The organism is Caulobacter rhizosphaerae, from assembly GCF_010977555.1.
GTDB classification, from domain to species: domain Bacteria; phylum Pseudomonadota; class Alphaproteobacteria; order Caulobacterales; family Caulobacteraceae; genus Caulobacter; species Caulobacter rhizosphaerae.
This window is the reverse complement of sequence record NZ_CP048815.1, coordinates 3,626,673-3,642,778: the sequence shown is the minus strand read 5'-3', so window position 1 is coordinate 3,642,778 and position 16,106 is coordinate 3,626,673. Positions and strand designations below refer to the sequence as shown.

Sequence of the window (16,106 nt, the reverse complement as noted above, 5' to 3'; positions counted from 1 at the left end):
TTGGTTGCATCATGAGTCCTTCTCGTCCCCCGATCCGGCCAGCGGCCGAGCGTAATATCGCTTCGTATGCGGTGGACCTGGCCGCGGCGCTGGGCGTCCGCGCAGCCTTTACCCTGACGGGCGGGATGGCCATGTACTTGAACCGGGCGGTCTCGACCCATTCCGGACTGACCGCTATCTACAACCAGCATGAGCAGGCCTGCGCCGGCGCGGCTGAAGGCTACGCCAAGGCGACCGACTATCGGGTCGCCGGTCTGGCGGTGGTCACGGCGGGGCCGGGCGTGACCAACACCATCACCAGCCTGTGCTCGGCCTATGGCGACAGCGCCCCGGTCATCGTCCTGGCCGGCCAGGTCAAGACGGCCGACATCGACAGCTTCGGCACGCGCACCCACGGCGCCCAGGAAGTCCGTTCCCGCGACTTGGTCAGCCCCTGCGTCAAGCGCTTCGTCCGCGTCACTGCGGAAGGCTTTCGCGATGAACTGGTCGAGACCTTCGCCGAGGCCTTCACCGGCCGGCCGGGACCGGTGTTCGTCGAACTGCCGCTCGACGTCCAGAACCTGGTGATCGACTATGTGGCCGAAGATGTACTGGCGGCCGCCCAGGCGGTACGCGACCGGATCGCCGGCGACGCCGACCCGTCCGACGCCGCCTCGCTGGCCGAAGCCCTGACCTGGCTGCTGGGCGGCCGCCGGCCGCTGGTTTATGTCGGCAATGGCTGCCGCGTGGCCGGGGTCGGCCAAGTGGTGCGCGCCTTCCTGGAGGCGCACGGCGTTCCGGCGGTGTTCTCTTGGCTGTCGGCCGATCAGTTGCCCACGCACCATCCGCTGAACTTTGGCGCGCCGGGCGGCCTGGCGCCGCTTTCGGCCAACCAGATCCTCTACCAGGCCGACCGCGTGTTGTTCCTGGGCGCGCGGCTGGACCTGGGCACCACGGCCTTTCAACGTCACGACTTCGGAGCCCAGGCCGAGCGGCTGATGGTCGACGTCGACGCCGGCGAACTGGCCAAGTTCGCGGGCCTGCCCGATACCCGCGCGCTGAAGGCCGACCTGTCCACCCTTCCGGCCGCCGTCCAGGCCACCTCGGCGGCGGCCAGCGCCATGGCCGCCGACTGGCGCGCCTGGTGCGAGGCCCGCCGCGCCGAATATCTGGCTGACGAGCGCCAGCGCCTGACCGTCGATAGCCTCAACGTCTTCGGCGTGGCTCAGCGCCTGTCGGCCTGGTCGGCGGGCAAGGTGTTCGTGCCCACCGGCTCGGGCTCGGCGATCGAAGCCTTCATCCGCTTTTTCGCTCCGGGCGAGGACAGCCGCTGCTTCTTCGGCGCCTCGCTGGGCGCCATGGGCTTGGGCCTGCCGCAAGCGATCGGCGCGGCCTTCGCCACCGACCGTCGGGTGGTCTGTGTCGAGGCCGATGGCGGGCTGATGCTCAACATCCAGGAACTGGCGACCCTGAGCCACTACGCGCCAAAGGGCTTCGTACTCTTCGTCCTGAACAACGACGGCTACACCTCGATCCACGCGTCGCAGAACCGCCACTTCGGCGCGGTGGGCGGGGCGGGCCGCGAGTCCGGCGTGTTCATTCCCGACTATGGCCAGGTCGCCCCGGCCTTCGGCCTGCGCTACGCCCGTGTCGACAGCCTGGCCGCCCTGGACGCCCTGCTGCCGGCCCTCGACGCCGAGGCCGCGCCGATCTTCGTGGACCTGATCATCGATCGCGCCGAATCTCGGGGCCCGACGGTCAAGACGGTGATCTCGCCCGACGGCAAGCTGTCCTCGACGCCGCTGTCCGACATCCAATGGTAGGCCCCACGCTGGCCCGGCTGTTCTCGCTGGAGGGCAAGGTCGCCCTGGTGACCGGCGCGTCGCGGGGCATCGGCGCGGCCTTGGCCGACGGCCTCGCCGGCGCCGGCGCCCGCGTTGTCGGCGTGGCGCGCTCGCCGGCGCCGCGCGATCCGTTTCGCCAGCCGGTCCGCTATGTGTCAGCCGACGTGGCCGCGGGGCTGGATGCGCTGGTCGCCGGGATCGTCGCCGAGCACGGTCGCATCGACGTGCTGGTCAACGCCGCAGGGGTCAGCGTTTCGGCCGCGCCGGATCAGGCCCTCGCCGCGTTCGACACGACGCTGGACGTCAATCTCCGCGCCGCCTACGCCGCCTGCCTGGCGGTGGCGCCGCACATGGCGGCCCAAGGCGAAGAGGGGGGCGGATCCATCGTCAACGTCACCAGCATCAACAGCCTCGTCGGCTTTCCCGGCAACCCGGGCTACGTGGCGGCCAAGGGCGGCTTGCGGCTGCTGACCAAGGCCCTGGCGGTCGATCTGGGGCCGCGCGGCATCCGGGTCAACGCGCTCGCCCCCGGCTATATCCACACCGACATGACCGCCGCCAGCTTCGCCGATCCCGAACGTCACGCCGCCCGCGCCCGCCACACCTGCCTGGGTCGCTGGGGCGAGGTCGAGGACCTGGTCGGGGCGGCGATCTTCCTGGCGTCGGACGCGTCGCGCTACATGACCGGGCAGGACCTGGTGATCGACGGCGGCTGGACCGCCAAGGGGCTGACATGAGCGACCGGGCCCGCCGCATCGGCTTCATGCAAGGTCGGCTGTCGCCGCAGATCGACGGCAAGATCCAGGCCTTTCCCTGGCCTTATTGGCGTGACGAGTTCGCGTTGGCCCGGGACTTGGGCTTCGCGCGGCTGGAGTGGACGCTGGATCACGACGACCTGGCCGCCAATCCGCTGATGACCGCCGAAGGCCGGGCCGAAATCGTCGCCCTGTCGACCACCCACGGCGTCGCCGTTTCGTCGATCACCGGCGACTGCTTCATGCAGGCGCCGTTCTGGAAGGCTGCGGGCGCGACCCGGACGGCGCTGGTCGAGGAGATGGCGCGCGTGATCCGGGCTGGCGCGGCGGTCGGCGCCTCGATCGTGGTCGTGCCGCTGGTCGACAATGGCTCGGTGGCGACGCCGGCCGAGGAAGCGGCCCTGGCCGAGGGCTTGGCCCAACTGACGCCGTTGCTGCGTGAACTGGGCGTACGGATCGCCTTCGAATGCGACTATCCGCCAGCCCGCTTGGCGCAGTTCATCGCGGGCTTTCCCGCCGACGCCTTCGGGATCAATTTCGACATCGGCAACAGCGCCAGCCTGGGTTGGGCGCCGGCCGAGGAAATTCCGCTGCTCGCGCCCCGGCTGATCAATGTGCACGTCAAGGACCGGGTGCTGGGCGGCACGACCGTGGCCCTGGGCGAGGGCGACGCCGACCTGCCGGCGGTCTTCAGGCTGCTGGACGAGGTCGGCTACGACGGCTTTCTCATCCTGCAGACCGCCCGGGCCGCCGACGGGGACCACCTGGGCGCGGCGCGGACCTATCGCGATCTCGTCCTGAGCCTGGCGGTGGGGTCATGAAGCTGCGGCTCGACGGCAAGGTCGCCCTGGTCGGCGGCGCCAGTCGCGGCATCGGCCTGGCCATCGCCAAGACTCTAGCCGCGGAGGGCTGCACGGTGGTCCTGTCAGCCCGGGGGCAGGAGGGTCTCGATGCGGCCGTGATCGAGGTCGGGCGCGCAGCCTGGGGCCACGCCGCCGATCTCTCCGACCCGGAGGATTGCGAGCGCCTGGTCGCCGCCGTCCAGGCCCGGCTCGGGCGGCTGGACGTCCTTGTCGCCAACGCCGGCTCCGGAGCCTCCGTGGCGCCGGGTCGCGAAACGCCGGACGAATGGCGGCGGGTGATGGAACTGAACCTGTTCACGGCCACCAACCTGATCGGCGCGGCGAGGCCCCTGCTGGCGCGAGAGGGAGGCGGGGCGATCGTCTGCGTTTCGTCGATCTGCGGTCGCGAGGCGCTCGGCGCACCCGTGACCTATTCCGCCGCCAAAGCCGCGCTGGACGCCACTATCAACGGCCTGTCGCGTCCGTTCGCCGCCGAAGGGATCCGCATCAACGGCGTCGCGCCGGGCAACATCCTGTTTCCAGGCGGGACCTGGGACCGCAAGTCGGCTGAAAATCCCGAAGCGGTCGCGGCCATGCTGGCCCGCGACGTGCCGCAGGGCGTTCTAGGCCGGCCCGAAGACGTAGCCGACGCTGTGGCCTTTCTGGCCTCGCCACGCGCCGGCTTCGTCACGGGCGCTGTGCTGGTGGTCGATGGCGGCCAAACGCGGACGTGAGGAGCCTGCAATGACGCAACCCGTCGGCCTCGCCGCCTTCGACCTGACCGGCAAGACCGCCCTGGTGACCGGCGCCGGCGGGCTGCTGGGTCGGGAGCACGTCGCCGCCTTGGCGGAGATCGGCGCCACGGTGATCCTGACCGATCTTGACCTAGCCGCGGCGCAGGCCGCCGCCGCATCGCTCCGCGGGACTCACGGCGACCGCGTCGTCGCCGCCGCCTTGGATGTCACGTCCGAAGACTCCATCCGCGCCGTGCTCGAAGCGCAGGGTCCGATCGACGTGCTGGTCAACAACGCCGCCGTCGACCCGAAGGTCACCGCCGCCGGCGGGCCGGAACTGAGCCGCCTGGAGCACTTTCCGCTGGAAAGTTGGGATTTCCAGATCGCCGTCGGCCTGACCGGCGCCTTCCTCTGCGCCCGGGTGATGGGGGCCCAGATGGCGCGGCGGGGCGGCGGGGTGATCCTCAACATAGCTTCGGACCTGTCGGTGATCGCGCCGGACCAGCGCCTGTACCGCAAGGTTGGGGTCGCCGAGGGCGATCAGCCGGTCAAGCCGGTGACCTATTCGGTGGTCAAGGCCGGACTGGTGGGCCTGACCCGCTACCTCGCCGGCTACTGGGCGGGGCAGGGGGTGCGGGTCAACGCCCTGTCGCCGGGCGGCGTGTTCAACGACCATCCCGACGACTTCGTCGGGCGGCTGAGCCAACTGATCCCGATGGGCCGCATGGCGGGGGCCTCGGAGTACCGGTCGGCCGTGCAGTTCCTGTGCTCGCCCGCCTCCAGCTACATGACCGGCCAGAACATCCTGATCGACGGCGGGCGGACCGTGCTGTGAACATTGCCGAGCGCTGCATCTGCTGTGACGGTGATCGGCTGCATCGATCGCCCGCGGTGTTGATGCCGTTTGTCGCCAACCGGGTATTCGGCTGGGAACCGGTCGAGATCACACCTGACTGGGGTATGCAGACGCTGAGCTTGGGCATGGCTTACGCCCTGTGCAACTCGCTGCAGTGCGAGGTTTGCGGGGCGCTGTTTCTCGACATGCGGTTCAGCGACGCCGAGATGGACCGGCTCTACAGCGGTTATCGCGGACCCGAATACACGGCAACGCGCGAGCGGTTCGAACCGGGTTATGCCGCCCGCAACAATCTTCTGATGGAACGCGCGGCCTATCTTTCCCAGGTCGAGGCGATCATTGCGCCCTATCTGGCGGGCCCGCCGCATGTACTGGACTGGGGCGGCGATACGGGGCTGAATACACCGTTCCGCGACGACGCCGCCAGCGTGTCGGTCTTCGATATCTCGGGTTTGGCTACGGCCGAGGGGGTCAAGCCATTGACCCGCGCGGACTTGGCGCGATCGGATTTCGACCTGGTGGTCTGCAGCAACGTCCTGGAGCACGTGCCCAGTCCGGCCGACCTGTTGGACGAGATCGGCGCGGTGATGACATCGCGGACGCTGCTTTATCTGGAGGTTCCGTTGGAGGCCTATGTGGCCGAGAATCTCGGCGTCGAGAATTTGGCCGCCGGCAAGAAGCACTGGCACGAGCACGTAAATTTTTTCACCGAGACGGCCCTTCGGACCTTGATCTCGCGCCGAGGTCTCGTCGTCGTTCATCTCGAAGTCATCGAAACCCAAATCTACGGCCGCCTGGGCCGGCAATTCTGCGTGCTTTGCCGGCGGGCCTAGAGGTACTGAACCTCACTGTTGGGGTAGGCTTGCCGAAAGCCCTCCGCCAGGTCCGAAAACTGCGAGACGGTGCAGACGATCAGGGCTCCGTCGATCCGGGCGATCTCGCTCGGATCCATGAATTGGAACGCGCTCCGGCTGCTGGTCGCCAGGGTCGCCGCGTTGCGATCGATCACGGCGATGATGTTGCCTTCCAGGCCATGCAGCGGCCCGCCCGGCGAGAGGCTGCGATGGAAATTATCGCCGAAGCCGTAGATGAAGAATCTCCGGCCGTGGAGTTGCGCGCGGATGTCGGCCCAGCGCTGCGCTTCGGCCTGGAGATAGGCGTCGATCGCTTCAGGGACGGCTTGTTCGTGTCGCCGGTTCTGCAGCACGACGTATTGAGCGGGATAGACATCCCCCAAGGCGTAGGGCATGCGATACGTCCCGCCGATAAGGACATCGAATCCTTGGGGCGCGATCTTCAGCAGCGCGCGCTGCGAGAAGTGGTTGATGTGCAGCCTGTCGACATAATAGCCGAAATGCGGCTGTGGGACGCTGATGTAGTGCTTGGGGTCCGGCATCTCAATGTGGACAAGGCCGTCTTCGCCGACCAGATCGAACAACGCTTTGATCTGGCTGATGTCGGCCATGTGCTCGATGACATGACTGAGGATCACCAGGTCGTGGCCGTCTTGCGGAAACTGGTCGGTGAACCTCAGGTTCGGCAGGTCCGAGGGGAAGTTGGCGTTTACGTCGAAACCCAGGAACCGGACCTGCGGAAAGCGCTCGGCCAGGACGTGTAGCAGCCCGCCACCGCCACAACCAAAGTCCAACACCGAGCGGATCGGCCGCGAGCCGATCAGGTTCGCCAGGATGTCGGCCTGGGGATGATTGCGATACTGGCCGTGCCGCTGGGCTGTGTCATTGGCGACGGCGGCATAGTAGTCGCGATAGCCGAAGGGATCGCGCGGCCAGGTGAAGGCGAAGTCGCAGTCCGCGCAGCCATGCAGGGTGATGGCGCTTGGCAGGTGCGGCTTGTCGCCGAAGCACAGCCCGGCGATCGCGCTGCTGGCCTCGCGACCGCAGATCGGGCAGGGCGGTGTCAGGGCCATGACCTCACGGCGCCGTAGAGCGGGTGCACGTCTCCGAGGCGTTCAGCCCGCTCTTCAACAGGGCGGCGATGCTCCGAAGGGTCGGTTGCGGCGCGAACGGTCGGGTCTGGCTGTCTGCAAGGGCGCACTTGAGTTCGGGCATGGGCTCTCTCGCTGGAGATCAGGCGGACGCCGGCGCGCGGCTGCGGCAGAAGTCGTGGATGATGCCGAGCATGTAGGCGATGTGGTCGGCGCCGAGGCCGGGATAGACCCCGATCCAGAAGGTCCGCTCCATGATCGCGTCGGCCACGGTCAGCTCGCCGGCGATCCGGAAATTGCGGCCGGCCATATAGGGCTGGCGCACCAGGTTGCCACCGAACAGCAGGCGCGTGCCGATGCGGGCGTCCTCGAGGCGGCGGGTCAGCTCGTTGCGCGTGAACGGCGCTTCGGGCCTGACGGTGATGGGAAAACCGAACCAGGCCGGATCGCTGTTCGGTGTCGCCTCCGGCAGCACCAGGAATGCCTGCAGGTCGGCAAGGCCGGCCTTCAGGGCGGCGAAATTGCGCCTGCGCGCGGCGATGAAGCTGTCCAGGTGGTCCAACTGCGTCAGGCCCACCGAGGCCTGCATGTCCGTCATCTTCAGGTTATAGCCGAGGTGACCGTAGATATACTTGTGGTCATAGCCGCGCGGCAGATCGCCCATCTTCCAGCCGAACCGCTTGCCGCAGGTGTTGTCCTGACCCGGCGCGCAGAAGCAGTCCCGGCCCCAGTCGCGAAACGACTCCGCCAGCCGGCGCAGGAACTCGTCGTTGGTGAATACCGCCCCGCCTTCGCCCGTGGTGATGTGGTGGGCGGGATAGAAGCTGAGCGTGGCCAAGTCGCCGAACGTGCCGACCTGCCGGCCATCATAGGTCGAACCCAGGGCGTCGCAGCAGTCCTCGACCAGCCACAGGCCGTGATCGTCGCAGAGCTTGCGGATGGCGGCCAGGTCGAATGGGTTGCCCAGGGTGTGGGCCGCCATGATCGCCCTGGTCTTGGGGCCGATGGCGGCCGCGACCTTGTCGGGGTCGAAGTTGTAGGTGGTCGGCAGCATGTCGACGAACACCGGGACCAGACCCGCGCCCAGCAGCGGGTTTACCGTGGTCGGAAAGCCGGTGGCGGCGGTGATCACTTCGTCGCCGGGCTTGAGCTGGCGGGCCTTCAGCTTGGGCGAGGTCAGGGCCGACAGCGCCACCAGATTGGCCGACGAACCGGAGTTGACGGTCAAGGCGAACCGCGCGCCCAGGCGTTGAGCCAGCCTGGCCTCGAACGCGTCGTTGAAACGGCCGGTGGTCAGCCAGAAATCCAGGGCGGAATCGACCAGGCTGCGCATGTCCGAGGCGTCGTAGATCCGGCCAGACACCGGGACGGGCGATGCGCCCGCCTCGAACGGCTTCGGCCTATGGGCCAGCGCGTGATACTCCTCGACCAGGGCGAGAATCCTGCCGCGAAGCGCCGCGGTTTCCTCCGAAGGTTCCTGAAACGAGATGACGCGCTCTCCGATCCGCCAGCGATCGACGACCTTGCTGCTCCGCTCGGGCGGAGACGATGATTATCGCCGATTCGGTCCAGGGGCGGCGCGTCAAACTGCCGTGCGCGCTCGGTGGGAATCCCGATCGGCTTTGGGGACGTCATGACCATCGGCATCGACGAGGACTTCTGGCGCGGGCGGCGAGTGCTGTTGACCGGCCATACCGGCTTCAAGGGCGGCTGGATGAGCCTTTGGCTGGAGCGGCTGGGCGCGACGGTGCGCGGCGTGGCGCTGCTCCCCGACAGCCAGCCGAACCTGTTCGAGGCGGCGCGCGTCGCCGAGGCGCTGGACAGCATGATCGCCGACGTGCGCGATCCCGATGCGATGGACGCCGCCGTTCTGGATTTCGCGCCCTCGGTGGTGATCCACATGGCCGCCCAACCTCTGGTGCGTCGCGGCTACGAGGCGCCTCGGGAGACCTTCGCCACCAATCTGATGGGCACGGTCAACCTGCTGGACGCCGTGCGTCGCCAGCCGCGTCCGGCCGTGACGCTGATCGTCACCACCGACAAGGTGTATGAGAACCTTGAGCATGGCCAAGCCTATCGGGAGGACGATCGTCTCGGCGGCCGAGATCCCTACAGCGCCAGCAAGGCCTGCGCCGAACTGGCGGTGAGGGCCTATTTCGCCTCCTTCCTGGAAGGTGTCGGCGCGGCGGTGGGAGTCGCGCGGGCGGGGAATGTGATCGGCGGCGGTGACTGGGCGCGCGACCGGTTGTTGCCGGATGTCCTATCGGCCTTTGCGCGGGGCGAGGCGGCGGTGCTGCGCAATCCTGCGGCCGTGCGCCCGTGGCAGCACGTGCTGGAGCCATTGCAAGGCTATCTCCTGGCGGTCCAGACCCTGGCCGCCTCGCCGGCGAGCGGGCTGCGGGCCTGGAACTTCGGTCCCGACGCGGATGGCGCCCGTCCAGTCGGCGACGTGGCTCGGATCGCTGCGGAAATGTGGAGCGGGGACGCGCGGCTGGTCGAGCGGATCGACCCTTCCGCGCCCCACGAGGCGGGCCTGCTGACCTTGAATTCCGACTTGGCCAAGGCTGAGCTGGGCTGGAGGCCGCGCCTGGACCTTGAGCAATCCGTCGCCCTGACGATCGACTGGTGGCGCGAGGCCCTGGCCGGTGGCGACCTGCGCGAGACGACTCTGGCGCAGATCGATCGCTACGTTTCGTCTAACGCGCCCGTCGCCGCCAGGTAAGCGACCGTGTCGGCCACGGTCCGCGCCAGCGGTGTCGGATGCTCGCCACGGCGGAAGAGGGCGCCTTGATAGCGTCGGCCGTCGCCGACGTACCAGTCGCCTGGACCGTCACCAGGCTCCTGGCGTTCGATCGGCGGATCACTTCGACCCAGGGCCTGGCCGACCGCCCTTGCTAGCGCGCCCAATTCGACGACCTCAGCGCCGCCCACATCGAACGGCTCGGCCGACTGCGCCTCGTCCACCGCCATGTCGAGGATCACCCGCGCCATTTCCGAGACGTGGACGAAGCTCCTGAACACCGGATCGGCGGCGCCTATGGTGATCCGGCCCCGCCGTGCGAGGGCCAGGATGAACGCCCCCAGGGCGTAGGCCTCGGTGTGGTTGATGAAGGGGCCGCCGAGGTTGAACACGCGTGGAACCAGGACGGATTTGCCGGTCCGGCGGGCCCAATCCGCAACGACCGCCTCATGCTCGCGTTTCATGGCGGTATAGGCCACGCGATCCGGCGGACCCATATCAGGGCGGCCGACGGCGCCCGACGAGACTGTGACCAGTCGTCGCGTGTCGGCCATATCAGCCAGGGCCAGAACCCGGCCCAGCAGGGCGTCGTTGCGACGTCGCATTTCCTGTAGATCGCCGCCGTCGACCCGGTCGCCGCCGACGATGGCGGCGTGGAGGATCAGCCATTCGCCGTTTCCGAGGCCAGACAAGGCGTCCAGCGGTTCGATCAGGGGCCGCTGATCCCGAAGTTGCAGGGGACGACGGGATGAGCCGAACAGCCGCAGGCGATCGGGCGGAAGGTCCGGACAGACCGCCAGAACATGGTCGGTCAGCGCCATCCCGATCCAGCCGGACGCCCCGACGATCGCCACGCAACTGGAGGGGCGCGCTAACCATGCGGCGAACTTGCACCTAGGCATTATCGCCGACTCCATTCTAGACAAGGGAACTTAGATCAAGGCCGCAGCAGGATCGGCCGCGATAGATATACCAGCCCGCGCTGGAGCCAAGAGCCCTCGCGGCGGCTTCCGCGCTTCCGAAGGCGATGTCCCGGACGTCGTTCTCCGTACAACAGGACCCGGACCATGCAGACCGTCGACGCCTCGATAAACAAGGCGCTTTCCGTGGAGAACATGGCCACGGAGCGTCTGGCTTCGATCCCGTGGCCGCTGGCGGACCGTCCCTTCGTGATCGCCGAGATCGGCATCAATCATAACGGCGATCTCGAGGTCGCCAAGGCCCTGATCCGAGCCGCCAAGGAGGCCGGGTGCGACGCGGTGAAGTTCCAGAAGCGGACGATCGACATCGTCTACACGCCCGAGGTGCTTGCCGCGCCGCGCCAGAGCCCCTGGGGCGAAACCCAGCGCGCCCAGAAGGAGGGCCTGGAGTTCGGCGAGGCCGAGTACGACGCCATCGACGCCTATTGCCGTGAACTGGGCCTGGCCTGGTTCGCCTCGGCCTGGGACGTGCCCAGCCAGTCGTTCCTGGCCAAGTACGACCTGCCCTACAACAAGCTGGCCTCGGCCATGCTGACTCATCGTCCGCTGGTCGAGGCGGTCGCCGCCGAGGGCAAGCTGGTGTTCGCCTCTACCGGCATGTGCACCTTCGAACAGATCGACTCGGCGGTGGAGATCCTGCGCGCGGCGGCCTGCCCGTTCGTGCTCATGCATACGGTCTCCACCTATCCGACCCCGCCCGCCGACCTGAACCTGATGGCGATCGACACCCTGCGTCGCCGCTATGGCGCGCCGGTCGGCTACAGCGGTCACGAGGCTTCGGTGGAGCCCAGCCTGGTGGCCGCCATGCTGGGCGCTGTGGCCATCGAACGCCACATCACCCTGGATCGGACGATGTACGGCTCGGATCAGTCGGCCTCCCTGGAGCCGAATGAACTGAAGGTGCTGGTCTCGCGCCTGCGCGACCTTCGCGAATGGCTGGGCGACGGCGAAAAGCGCATCACGCCCGGGGAGGCGTCGGTCGCCGAGAAACTGCGCTACTGGTCGGGAGACGCGACCTAAGGCCTGGCCGGGGCTACCAGGATTTCCACGGCGCGCCCCGGAGCCACAGGTCTTCGAGGTGGAGCTTCTCGCGCAGCGTATCCATGGGCTGCCAGAATCCGTCATGACGGAAGGCCCGCAACTGTCCCCTCCGGGCCAGGCGCTCCAGCGGAGCTTGTTCGAACACCGTCTCGTCGCCTTCGATCAGGTCCAGCACCTTGGGTGACAGCACGAAGAACCCGCCGTTGATCCGCCCGCCCTCCGCCGAGGGCTTCTCGACGAACCGCTCGACGGTGTCGCCCTTGATCTTCAGGGCGCCGAAGCGGGCGAGGGGGCTGACCGCCGTGATCGTCGCCTGGGCGCCGTGCGCCTCGTGGAAGCGGACCAGGGCGCCGATGTCCACATCCGACAGGCCGTCGCCGTAGGTCAGGCAAAAATAGGGGGAATCGGCCACGTAGCGGCCCACCCGCTTGATCCGCCCTCCGGTCATGGTCTCGTCCCCCGTGTCGACCAGGGTGACGGTCCAGGGCTCGGCATGATGCTGGTGAACCTCGACCTGGCCATTGGGCGAGATCGTCAGGTCGGCGTTCTGGTAGGCGTAGTTGAGGAAGTACTCGCGGACCTTGTCGCCCAGGTAACCGCAACAGATGACGAAGTCGTTCAGGCCATGGGCGCTGTAGGACTTCATGATGTGCCAGATGATCGGCCGGCCGCCGATCTCCACCATCGGCTTGGGACGCACCTGGGTTTCTTCGGCGATCCGCGTGCCCTTGCCGCCGGCGAGGATGACGACCTTGGTCTTGGTGTTCTGCGCCATGCGACCGCTTTCGACGGGAATCTCCGGTGAACTCTACCGAAGTTGGAGGCCGGAAACAGCACCGTTCGCAGACGGTCGCCGCGCCTTGTGGTCTGGAGAAATGGCGTCTGGACGGATCGCGATGGGCTGCTAAACTCCACCTATAAGTTCAGTGGGCGAATTGATCTCCCAATCCGCGTAACCTTGACTGTAGGCCGAGATCCCGAAGTTGCGGAATCTGCGGCGCGGCGCGGCGCGAAGGCCGCGTCGGTGAGGAACTGTCGTTCTCGATCCCGGTCGACATCGGCCATTGATCGACCTGCGTACCCGAACTGTCCGGGAGAGTTCCGCGTCACCTGAGTTCTCAAGGAGGGGCCATGAGCGCCTATCGCGGTTTCATCGTGTTGGGGGCCGGGGTCGTCCTGGTCCTGTTGCCGTTCCTGATCTTCGTCGCCGCCGGCTGGCCGGGCAGCCCGGACAGTTGCATGGCCGCGACGCCCAACACCTGCTTCTGCGAGGCCTTCGACCCGGCCGACGTTATCGCCCACGCCCGAGGCGTCCGGCAACCGGTCAACACCTGGTTCAATCTCTACTCGATCCTGACCGCCGGCCTGGTGGCCTTCATGATCTATCTGGATCGCAAGGATGGCGCGCGCGGCGAGAACGTGATGCGGTCCGACAACTTCATCGCCGACCTCTACGTCTTCGCGGTGCTGTTCCTGGGGCTGGGCAGCATGTGGTTCCACGCGTCCATCGTTGGCTGGGCGGGAAACTTCGACGGTCTGTCGATGTATGTCTATGCGGCCTTCTTGGTGTTCTACACCTTGCGCCGCCTGGTTTCTGCAGACTGGGTGTTCTGGGTTTTCTATCCGATCACCGTCGTGGTCTTCCTGATCATCCACGCCCTTTGGCAGTGGGAGTTCAAGTCGCTAATCCTGATCATCGCCTTGGTGGCGGCGTATCTGGCGCTGGAGATCGTCGCCTGCGTGCGGGAGGGCAAGCCGTGGCAGGGCAGGTGGCTGACCATTCTGCTCTGGTGGCTGGCCGTGGGCTGTATCATCGCCGCGACCGTGTTCTGGGCGCTGTCCCAGACCGGCGAGCCAATGTGCCACCCCAAGGACTTCTTCCAGCCGCACGGCATGCTCTGGCACCCGTTGGCCGGTGCGATGGCGGTGCTGCTCTACTTCTATTGGCGAGAGGAGAATCGAACATGAGCACGACTTCGGCGCCCGTGGGCCTGGTCGTGGTCTTCGCGTCGGAAGGGCGGCTCTAGGGCGTCGCAAGGCTTTGCCATGATAGGGGCCGCCGCCCAATGATCTCGCGCCGGGCTTCAGACCGGCACCCAATGCGCCTTTCTACAACTTGTGCGTTCGTTTTCCGTTTTAAAAAAAGCAAATAAAGGCGCTTTTTGTCGCGCCAGAACACAGTGCGAATTGTAACTAAAGTGGGGATATCTCTACTATTTTTGATAAAGTTTGCGTTTGTCTGAAAATCTAATTTAATAAGGCGGTGGTGATAAGTAGTCATCGCTCATCGATGCCTCATGCATTGCGTTTTTCGCTTAACTAAACGTCGTGATATTTGGAGAAAATTCTTCCGGCAAATATATCTACTCAAAAAAAACGTTGAAATCCGAGCTTCCCATTTGCGCGTAATTGGGCCTAAGTATGGATTGACGTCTTTGGGTTGTACCCGAGGGGTGGCCGGAAATGACCGAGGGGCTGGAGGAAACGACGCGGGATCTGATCGGCTGGACCCAGGCGGTCTTGCCGGGGCGAGCCGTGGTGGCCCGGTCCCTCAGCGATCGCGATTGCGGTGAAGGGGTCGACCTCCGCCTGATCGGCCTGGCCCCCCAGGCAACGCCCCGTGCGGCTGCGCCGCCGCTGACCCTGACCGCCGACTATTTGGTCACGGTGCGCGCCGCCGATCCCATCATCGAACAGACCGGCGTCATCGCCTTGATGTTCGCGGCCATGGAGCACGATGAGGCCGAGGTGGCGCTGGACCGCGACGCGCTGAAGCTCTGCGCCGACTTGGACCTGCCGCCGGGGCCCGGTTTCGTGCTGCGGGCCACGGTCTCGATCGCGCGGCGGCGGGCCGTCGCCCGGGCCGCCCTGGTTCGCTTTCCGCTCCGGATCGACTCCGGCGAGCTTGGCCTGCTCCAGGGCTCGGTCCTGGGACCCGACGACACGCCGGTCGCCGGCGCCGTGGTGCGCGTCGAGGGCGTGGATCGCACCGCCCAGACCGATGCGTTCGGCCGCTTTCGCCTTCACGGACCGGTCGGCGGCAAGGGCGCGCCGATACGCCTCAATGTTCGCGCCCGCGGGATCGAGATCGACCGCGAGGTCGAGACCGGCAGCCCCGTGATCCTTCGTCTACCGCTGGAGATTTGACATGCCGTCCTATTTGAGCCCCGGCGTCTACGTCGAGGAGATCGACTCTGGAACTCGCCCGATCGAGGCGGTGGGAACATCGACGGCCGGCTTCGTCGGGACCGCGCCGAATCCCGACGCCTTCATCGACGAGGCGGTGGCGATCAACAATTGGAGCGAGTTCAGGCGACGTTACGTGCGCGACGGCGACAAGGGCACCGACCTGGCCAACGCCGTCTACGGCTTCTTCCTGAACGGCGGCTCCCGCTGCTATGTCGTCAACACCAAGGCCGACGGGGCGATCGCTGGCAAGGGGCGGGGGCTGGACGCCCTGGCGGCGATCGATGAGATCGCCATCATTGCCGCCCCCGGTCGCACGGACCCGGCCTCGCACGGGGCCTTGCTCGATGCGGCGGAGTCGCTGAAGGATCGCGTGGCGATCCTGGACGCCCCGCCTCGCGTCGACGATGTCGAGGTGCTGACCCGCGCGGCCGACGGGAGCGCGGCTCCATCCCCGACGCCCGCCGTCGAGGGCGATGCGGCCCCGGCTGCGCCGCGCGGACGGGGCCCCAAGCCGGGCCTGCGCCCCCGGGATTCCGACGGCGGCTACGGCGCCTGCTACTTCCCCTGGCTTCGGGGCCGCGACGCTGTCGATCCGGACAGCCTGGCCCAGATCCCGCCTTCGGGCCACATGGCCGGCATCTATGCCCGCACCGACAGCGAGCGCGGGGTGCACAAGGCTCCGGCCAATGTCACGATCCGCGGCGTCGAGGGGCTCACCCAGATGCTGTCGCGGGCCGAGCAGGACGTGCTCAACCCGGTCGGCGTCAACTGCATCCGCTTCTTCACCCGCGAAGGCGTTCGCGTCTGGGGCGCCCGGACCCTGGCGCCCAGCGCCAGCAACTGGCGCTACCTGAACGTCCGGCGGCTGTTCAACATGATCGAGGAATCGATCGCCATCAGCACCCGCTGGGTGGTGTTCGAGCCCAACGCCGGTCCGCTGTGGAAGGACATCCAGCGCGATGTCGGCGCCTTCCTGACCTTGCTCTGGCGGCAGGGCGCCCTGGCGGGAGCGCGGCCCGAGGACGCCTTCTTCGTCAAGTGCGACGCCGAGACCAACCCGCCCGAGGTGGTCGACGCCGGCCAGGTGGTGGTGGTCATCGGCATCGCGCCGGTGAAGCCCGCCGAGTTCGTCATCTTCCGCATCGGCCAGACGGCGGTCGGATCCACCGTCGAGACCGCCTGACCCCCAAACCTTGAAGAG

15 protein-coding genes are annotated in these 16,106 nt (G+C 67.3%); 11 read left to right on the top strand and 4 right to left on the bottom strand.

Annotated features, from left to right (window positions below):
- The first annotated feature begins 11 nt into the window (after positions 1 to 11).
- Genes G3M57_RS16670 through G3M57_RS16645 form a run of 6 tightly spaced genes read left to right on the top strand, consistent with a single transcriptional unit; the run spans position 12 to position 5,843 of the window.
- Positions 12 to 1,802: a thiamine pyrophosphate-binding protein gene (locus G3M57_RS16670; protein WP_163231818.1), complete on the top strand. Its 1,791-nt coding sequence runs from the start codon at positions 12 to 14 to the stop codon at positions 1,800 to 1,802.
- Complete coding sequence (locus tag G3M57_RS16665) at positions 1,796 to 2,560, top strand: SDR family oxidoreductase (RefSeq protein ID WP_056753875.1); 765 nt, start codon at positions 1,796 to 1,798, stop codon at positions 2,558 to 2,560. Before G3M57_RS16670 ends, G3M57_RS16665 begins: the two co-directional genes overlap by 7 nt.
- Positions 2,557 to 3,399, top strand: a complete 843-nt coding sequence (locus tag G3M57_RS16660) for a sugar phosphate isomerase/epimerase family protein (protein ID WP_163231816.1) — start codon at positions 2,557 to 2,559, stop codon at positions 3,397 to 3,399. Before G3M57_RS16665 ends, G3M57_RS16660 begins: the two co-directional genes overlap by 4 nt.
- Positions 3,396 to 4,154 carry an SDR family NAD(P)-dependent oxidoreductase gene (locus G3M57_RS16655; protein WP_163231814.1) on the top strand — a complete coding sequence of 253 codons (759 nt, stop codon included), beginning with the start codon at positions 3,396 to 3,398 and terminating at the stop codon, positions 4,152 to 4,154. The genes G3M57_RS16660 and G3M57_RS16655 overlap by 4 nt, the downstream gene beginning before the upstream one ends.
- Positions 4,155 to 4,164: 10 nt before the next feature.
- Positions 4,165 to 4,989, top strand: coding sequence for an SDR family oxidoreductase (locus tag G3M57_RS16650; RefSeq protein ID WP_163231812.1), 825 nt, complete (start codon positions 4,165 to 4,167; stop codon positions 4,987 to 4,989).
- Positions 4,986 to 5,843, top strand: coding sequence for a class I SAM-dependent methyltransferase (locus G3M57_RS16645; RefSeq protein WP_208789610.1), 858 nt, complete (start codon positions 4,986 to 4,988; stop codon positions 5,841 to 5,843). The genes G3M57_RS16650 and G3M57_RS16645 overlap by 4 nt, the downstream gene beginning before the upstream one ends.
- Here the strand turns inward: G3M57_RS16645 and G3M57_RS16640 are convergent.
- Complete coding sequence (locus tag G3M57_RS16640) at positions 5,840 to 6,937, bottom strand: class I SAM-dependent methyltransferase (RefSeq protein WP_163231810.1); 1,098 nt, start codon at positions 6,935 to 6,937, stop codon at positions 5,840 to 5,842. The two genes, G3M57_RS16645 and G3M57_RS16640, sit on opposite strands and share 4 nt — an antisense overlap.
- 160 nt (positions 6,938 to 7,097) lie before the next feature.
- Complete coding sequence (gene rfbH / locus G3M57_RS16635; RefSeq protein WP_230983690.1) at positions 7,098 to 8,366, bottom strand: lipopolysaccharide biosynthesis protein RfbH; 1,269 nt, start codon at positions 8,364 to 8,366, stop codon at positions 7,098 to 7,100.
- 222 nt (positions 8,367 to 8,588) lie between these two features.
- On the opposite strand from rfbH, the gene rfbG reads away from it, so the two are divergent.
- Complete coding sequence (gene rfbG, locus G3M57_RS16630; protein WP_163231808.1) at positions 8,589 to 9,677, top strand: CDP-glucose 4,6-dehydratase; 1,089 nt, start codon at positions 8,589 to 8,591, stop codon at positions 9,675 to 9,677.
- Here the strand turns inward: rfbG and G3M57_RS16625 are convergent.
- Positions 9,641 to 10,612, bottom strand: a complete 972-nt coding sequence (locus G3M57_RS16625) for an NAD-dependent epimerase/dehydratase family protein (RefSeq protein WP_244322559.1) — start codon at positions 10,610 to 10,612, stop codon at positions 9,641 to 9,643. The genes rfbG and G3M57_RS16625 overlap by 37 nt on opposite strands.
- A 150-nt stretch (positions 10,613 to 10,762) precedes the next feature.
- Here G3M57_RS16625 and G3M57_RS16620 point away from each other — a divergent pair, with 150 nt between their 5' ends.
- On the top strand, positions 10,763 to 11,695 hold the full coding sequence (locus G3M57_RS16620; RefSeq protein ID WP_188916132.1) for an N-acetylneuraminate synthase family protein: 933 nt from the start codon (positions 10,763 to 10,765) through the stop codon (positions 11,693 to 11,695).
- Between the two features lie 13 nt (positions 11,696 to 11,708).
- Here G3M57_RS16620 and rfbF read toward each other — a convergent pair whose 3' ends face one another.
- Positions 11,709 to 12,491, bottom strand: a complete 783-nt coding sequence (rfbF, locus tag G3M57_RS16615) for a glucose-1-phosphate cytidylyltransferase (protein ID WP_163231805.1) — start codon at positions 12,489 to 12,491, stop codon at positions 11,709 to 11,711.
- Positions 12,492 to 12,847: 356 nt separating this feature from the next.
- Between rfbF and G3M57_RS16610 the strand changes: the two genes are divergently transcribed.
- The 3 genes from G3M57_RS16610 (at position 12,848) to G3M57_RS16600 (ending at position 16,088) form a co-directional block, all read left to right on the top strand.
- On the top strand, positions 12,848 to 13,684 hold the full coding sequence (locus G3M57_RS16610) for a hypothetical protein (protein ID WP_163231803.1): 837 nt from the start codon (positions 12,848 to 12,850) through the stop codon (positions 13,682 to 13,684).
- A gap of 495 nt (positions 13,685 to 14,179) precedes the next feature.
- Positions 14,180 to 14,863, top strand: a complete 684-nt coding sequence (locus G3M57_RS16605; RefSeq protein WP_163231801.1) for a carboxypeptidase-like regulatory domain-containing protein — start codon at positions 14,180 to 14,182, stop codon at positions 14,861 to 14,863.
- Position 14,864: 1 nt separating this feature from the next.
- Entirely contained in the window at positions 14,865 to 16,088 is a 1,224-nt protein-coding gene (locus G3M57_RS16600) for a phage tail sheath family protein (protein WP_056753841.1), read from the top strand.
- Positions 16,089 to 16,106: the final 18 nt, after the last annotated feature.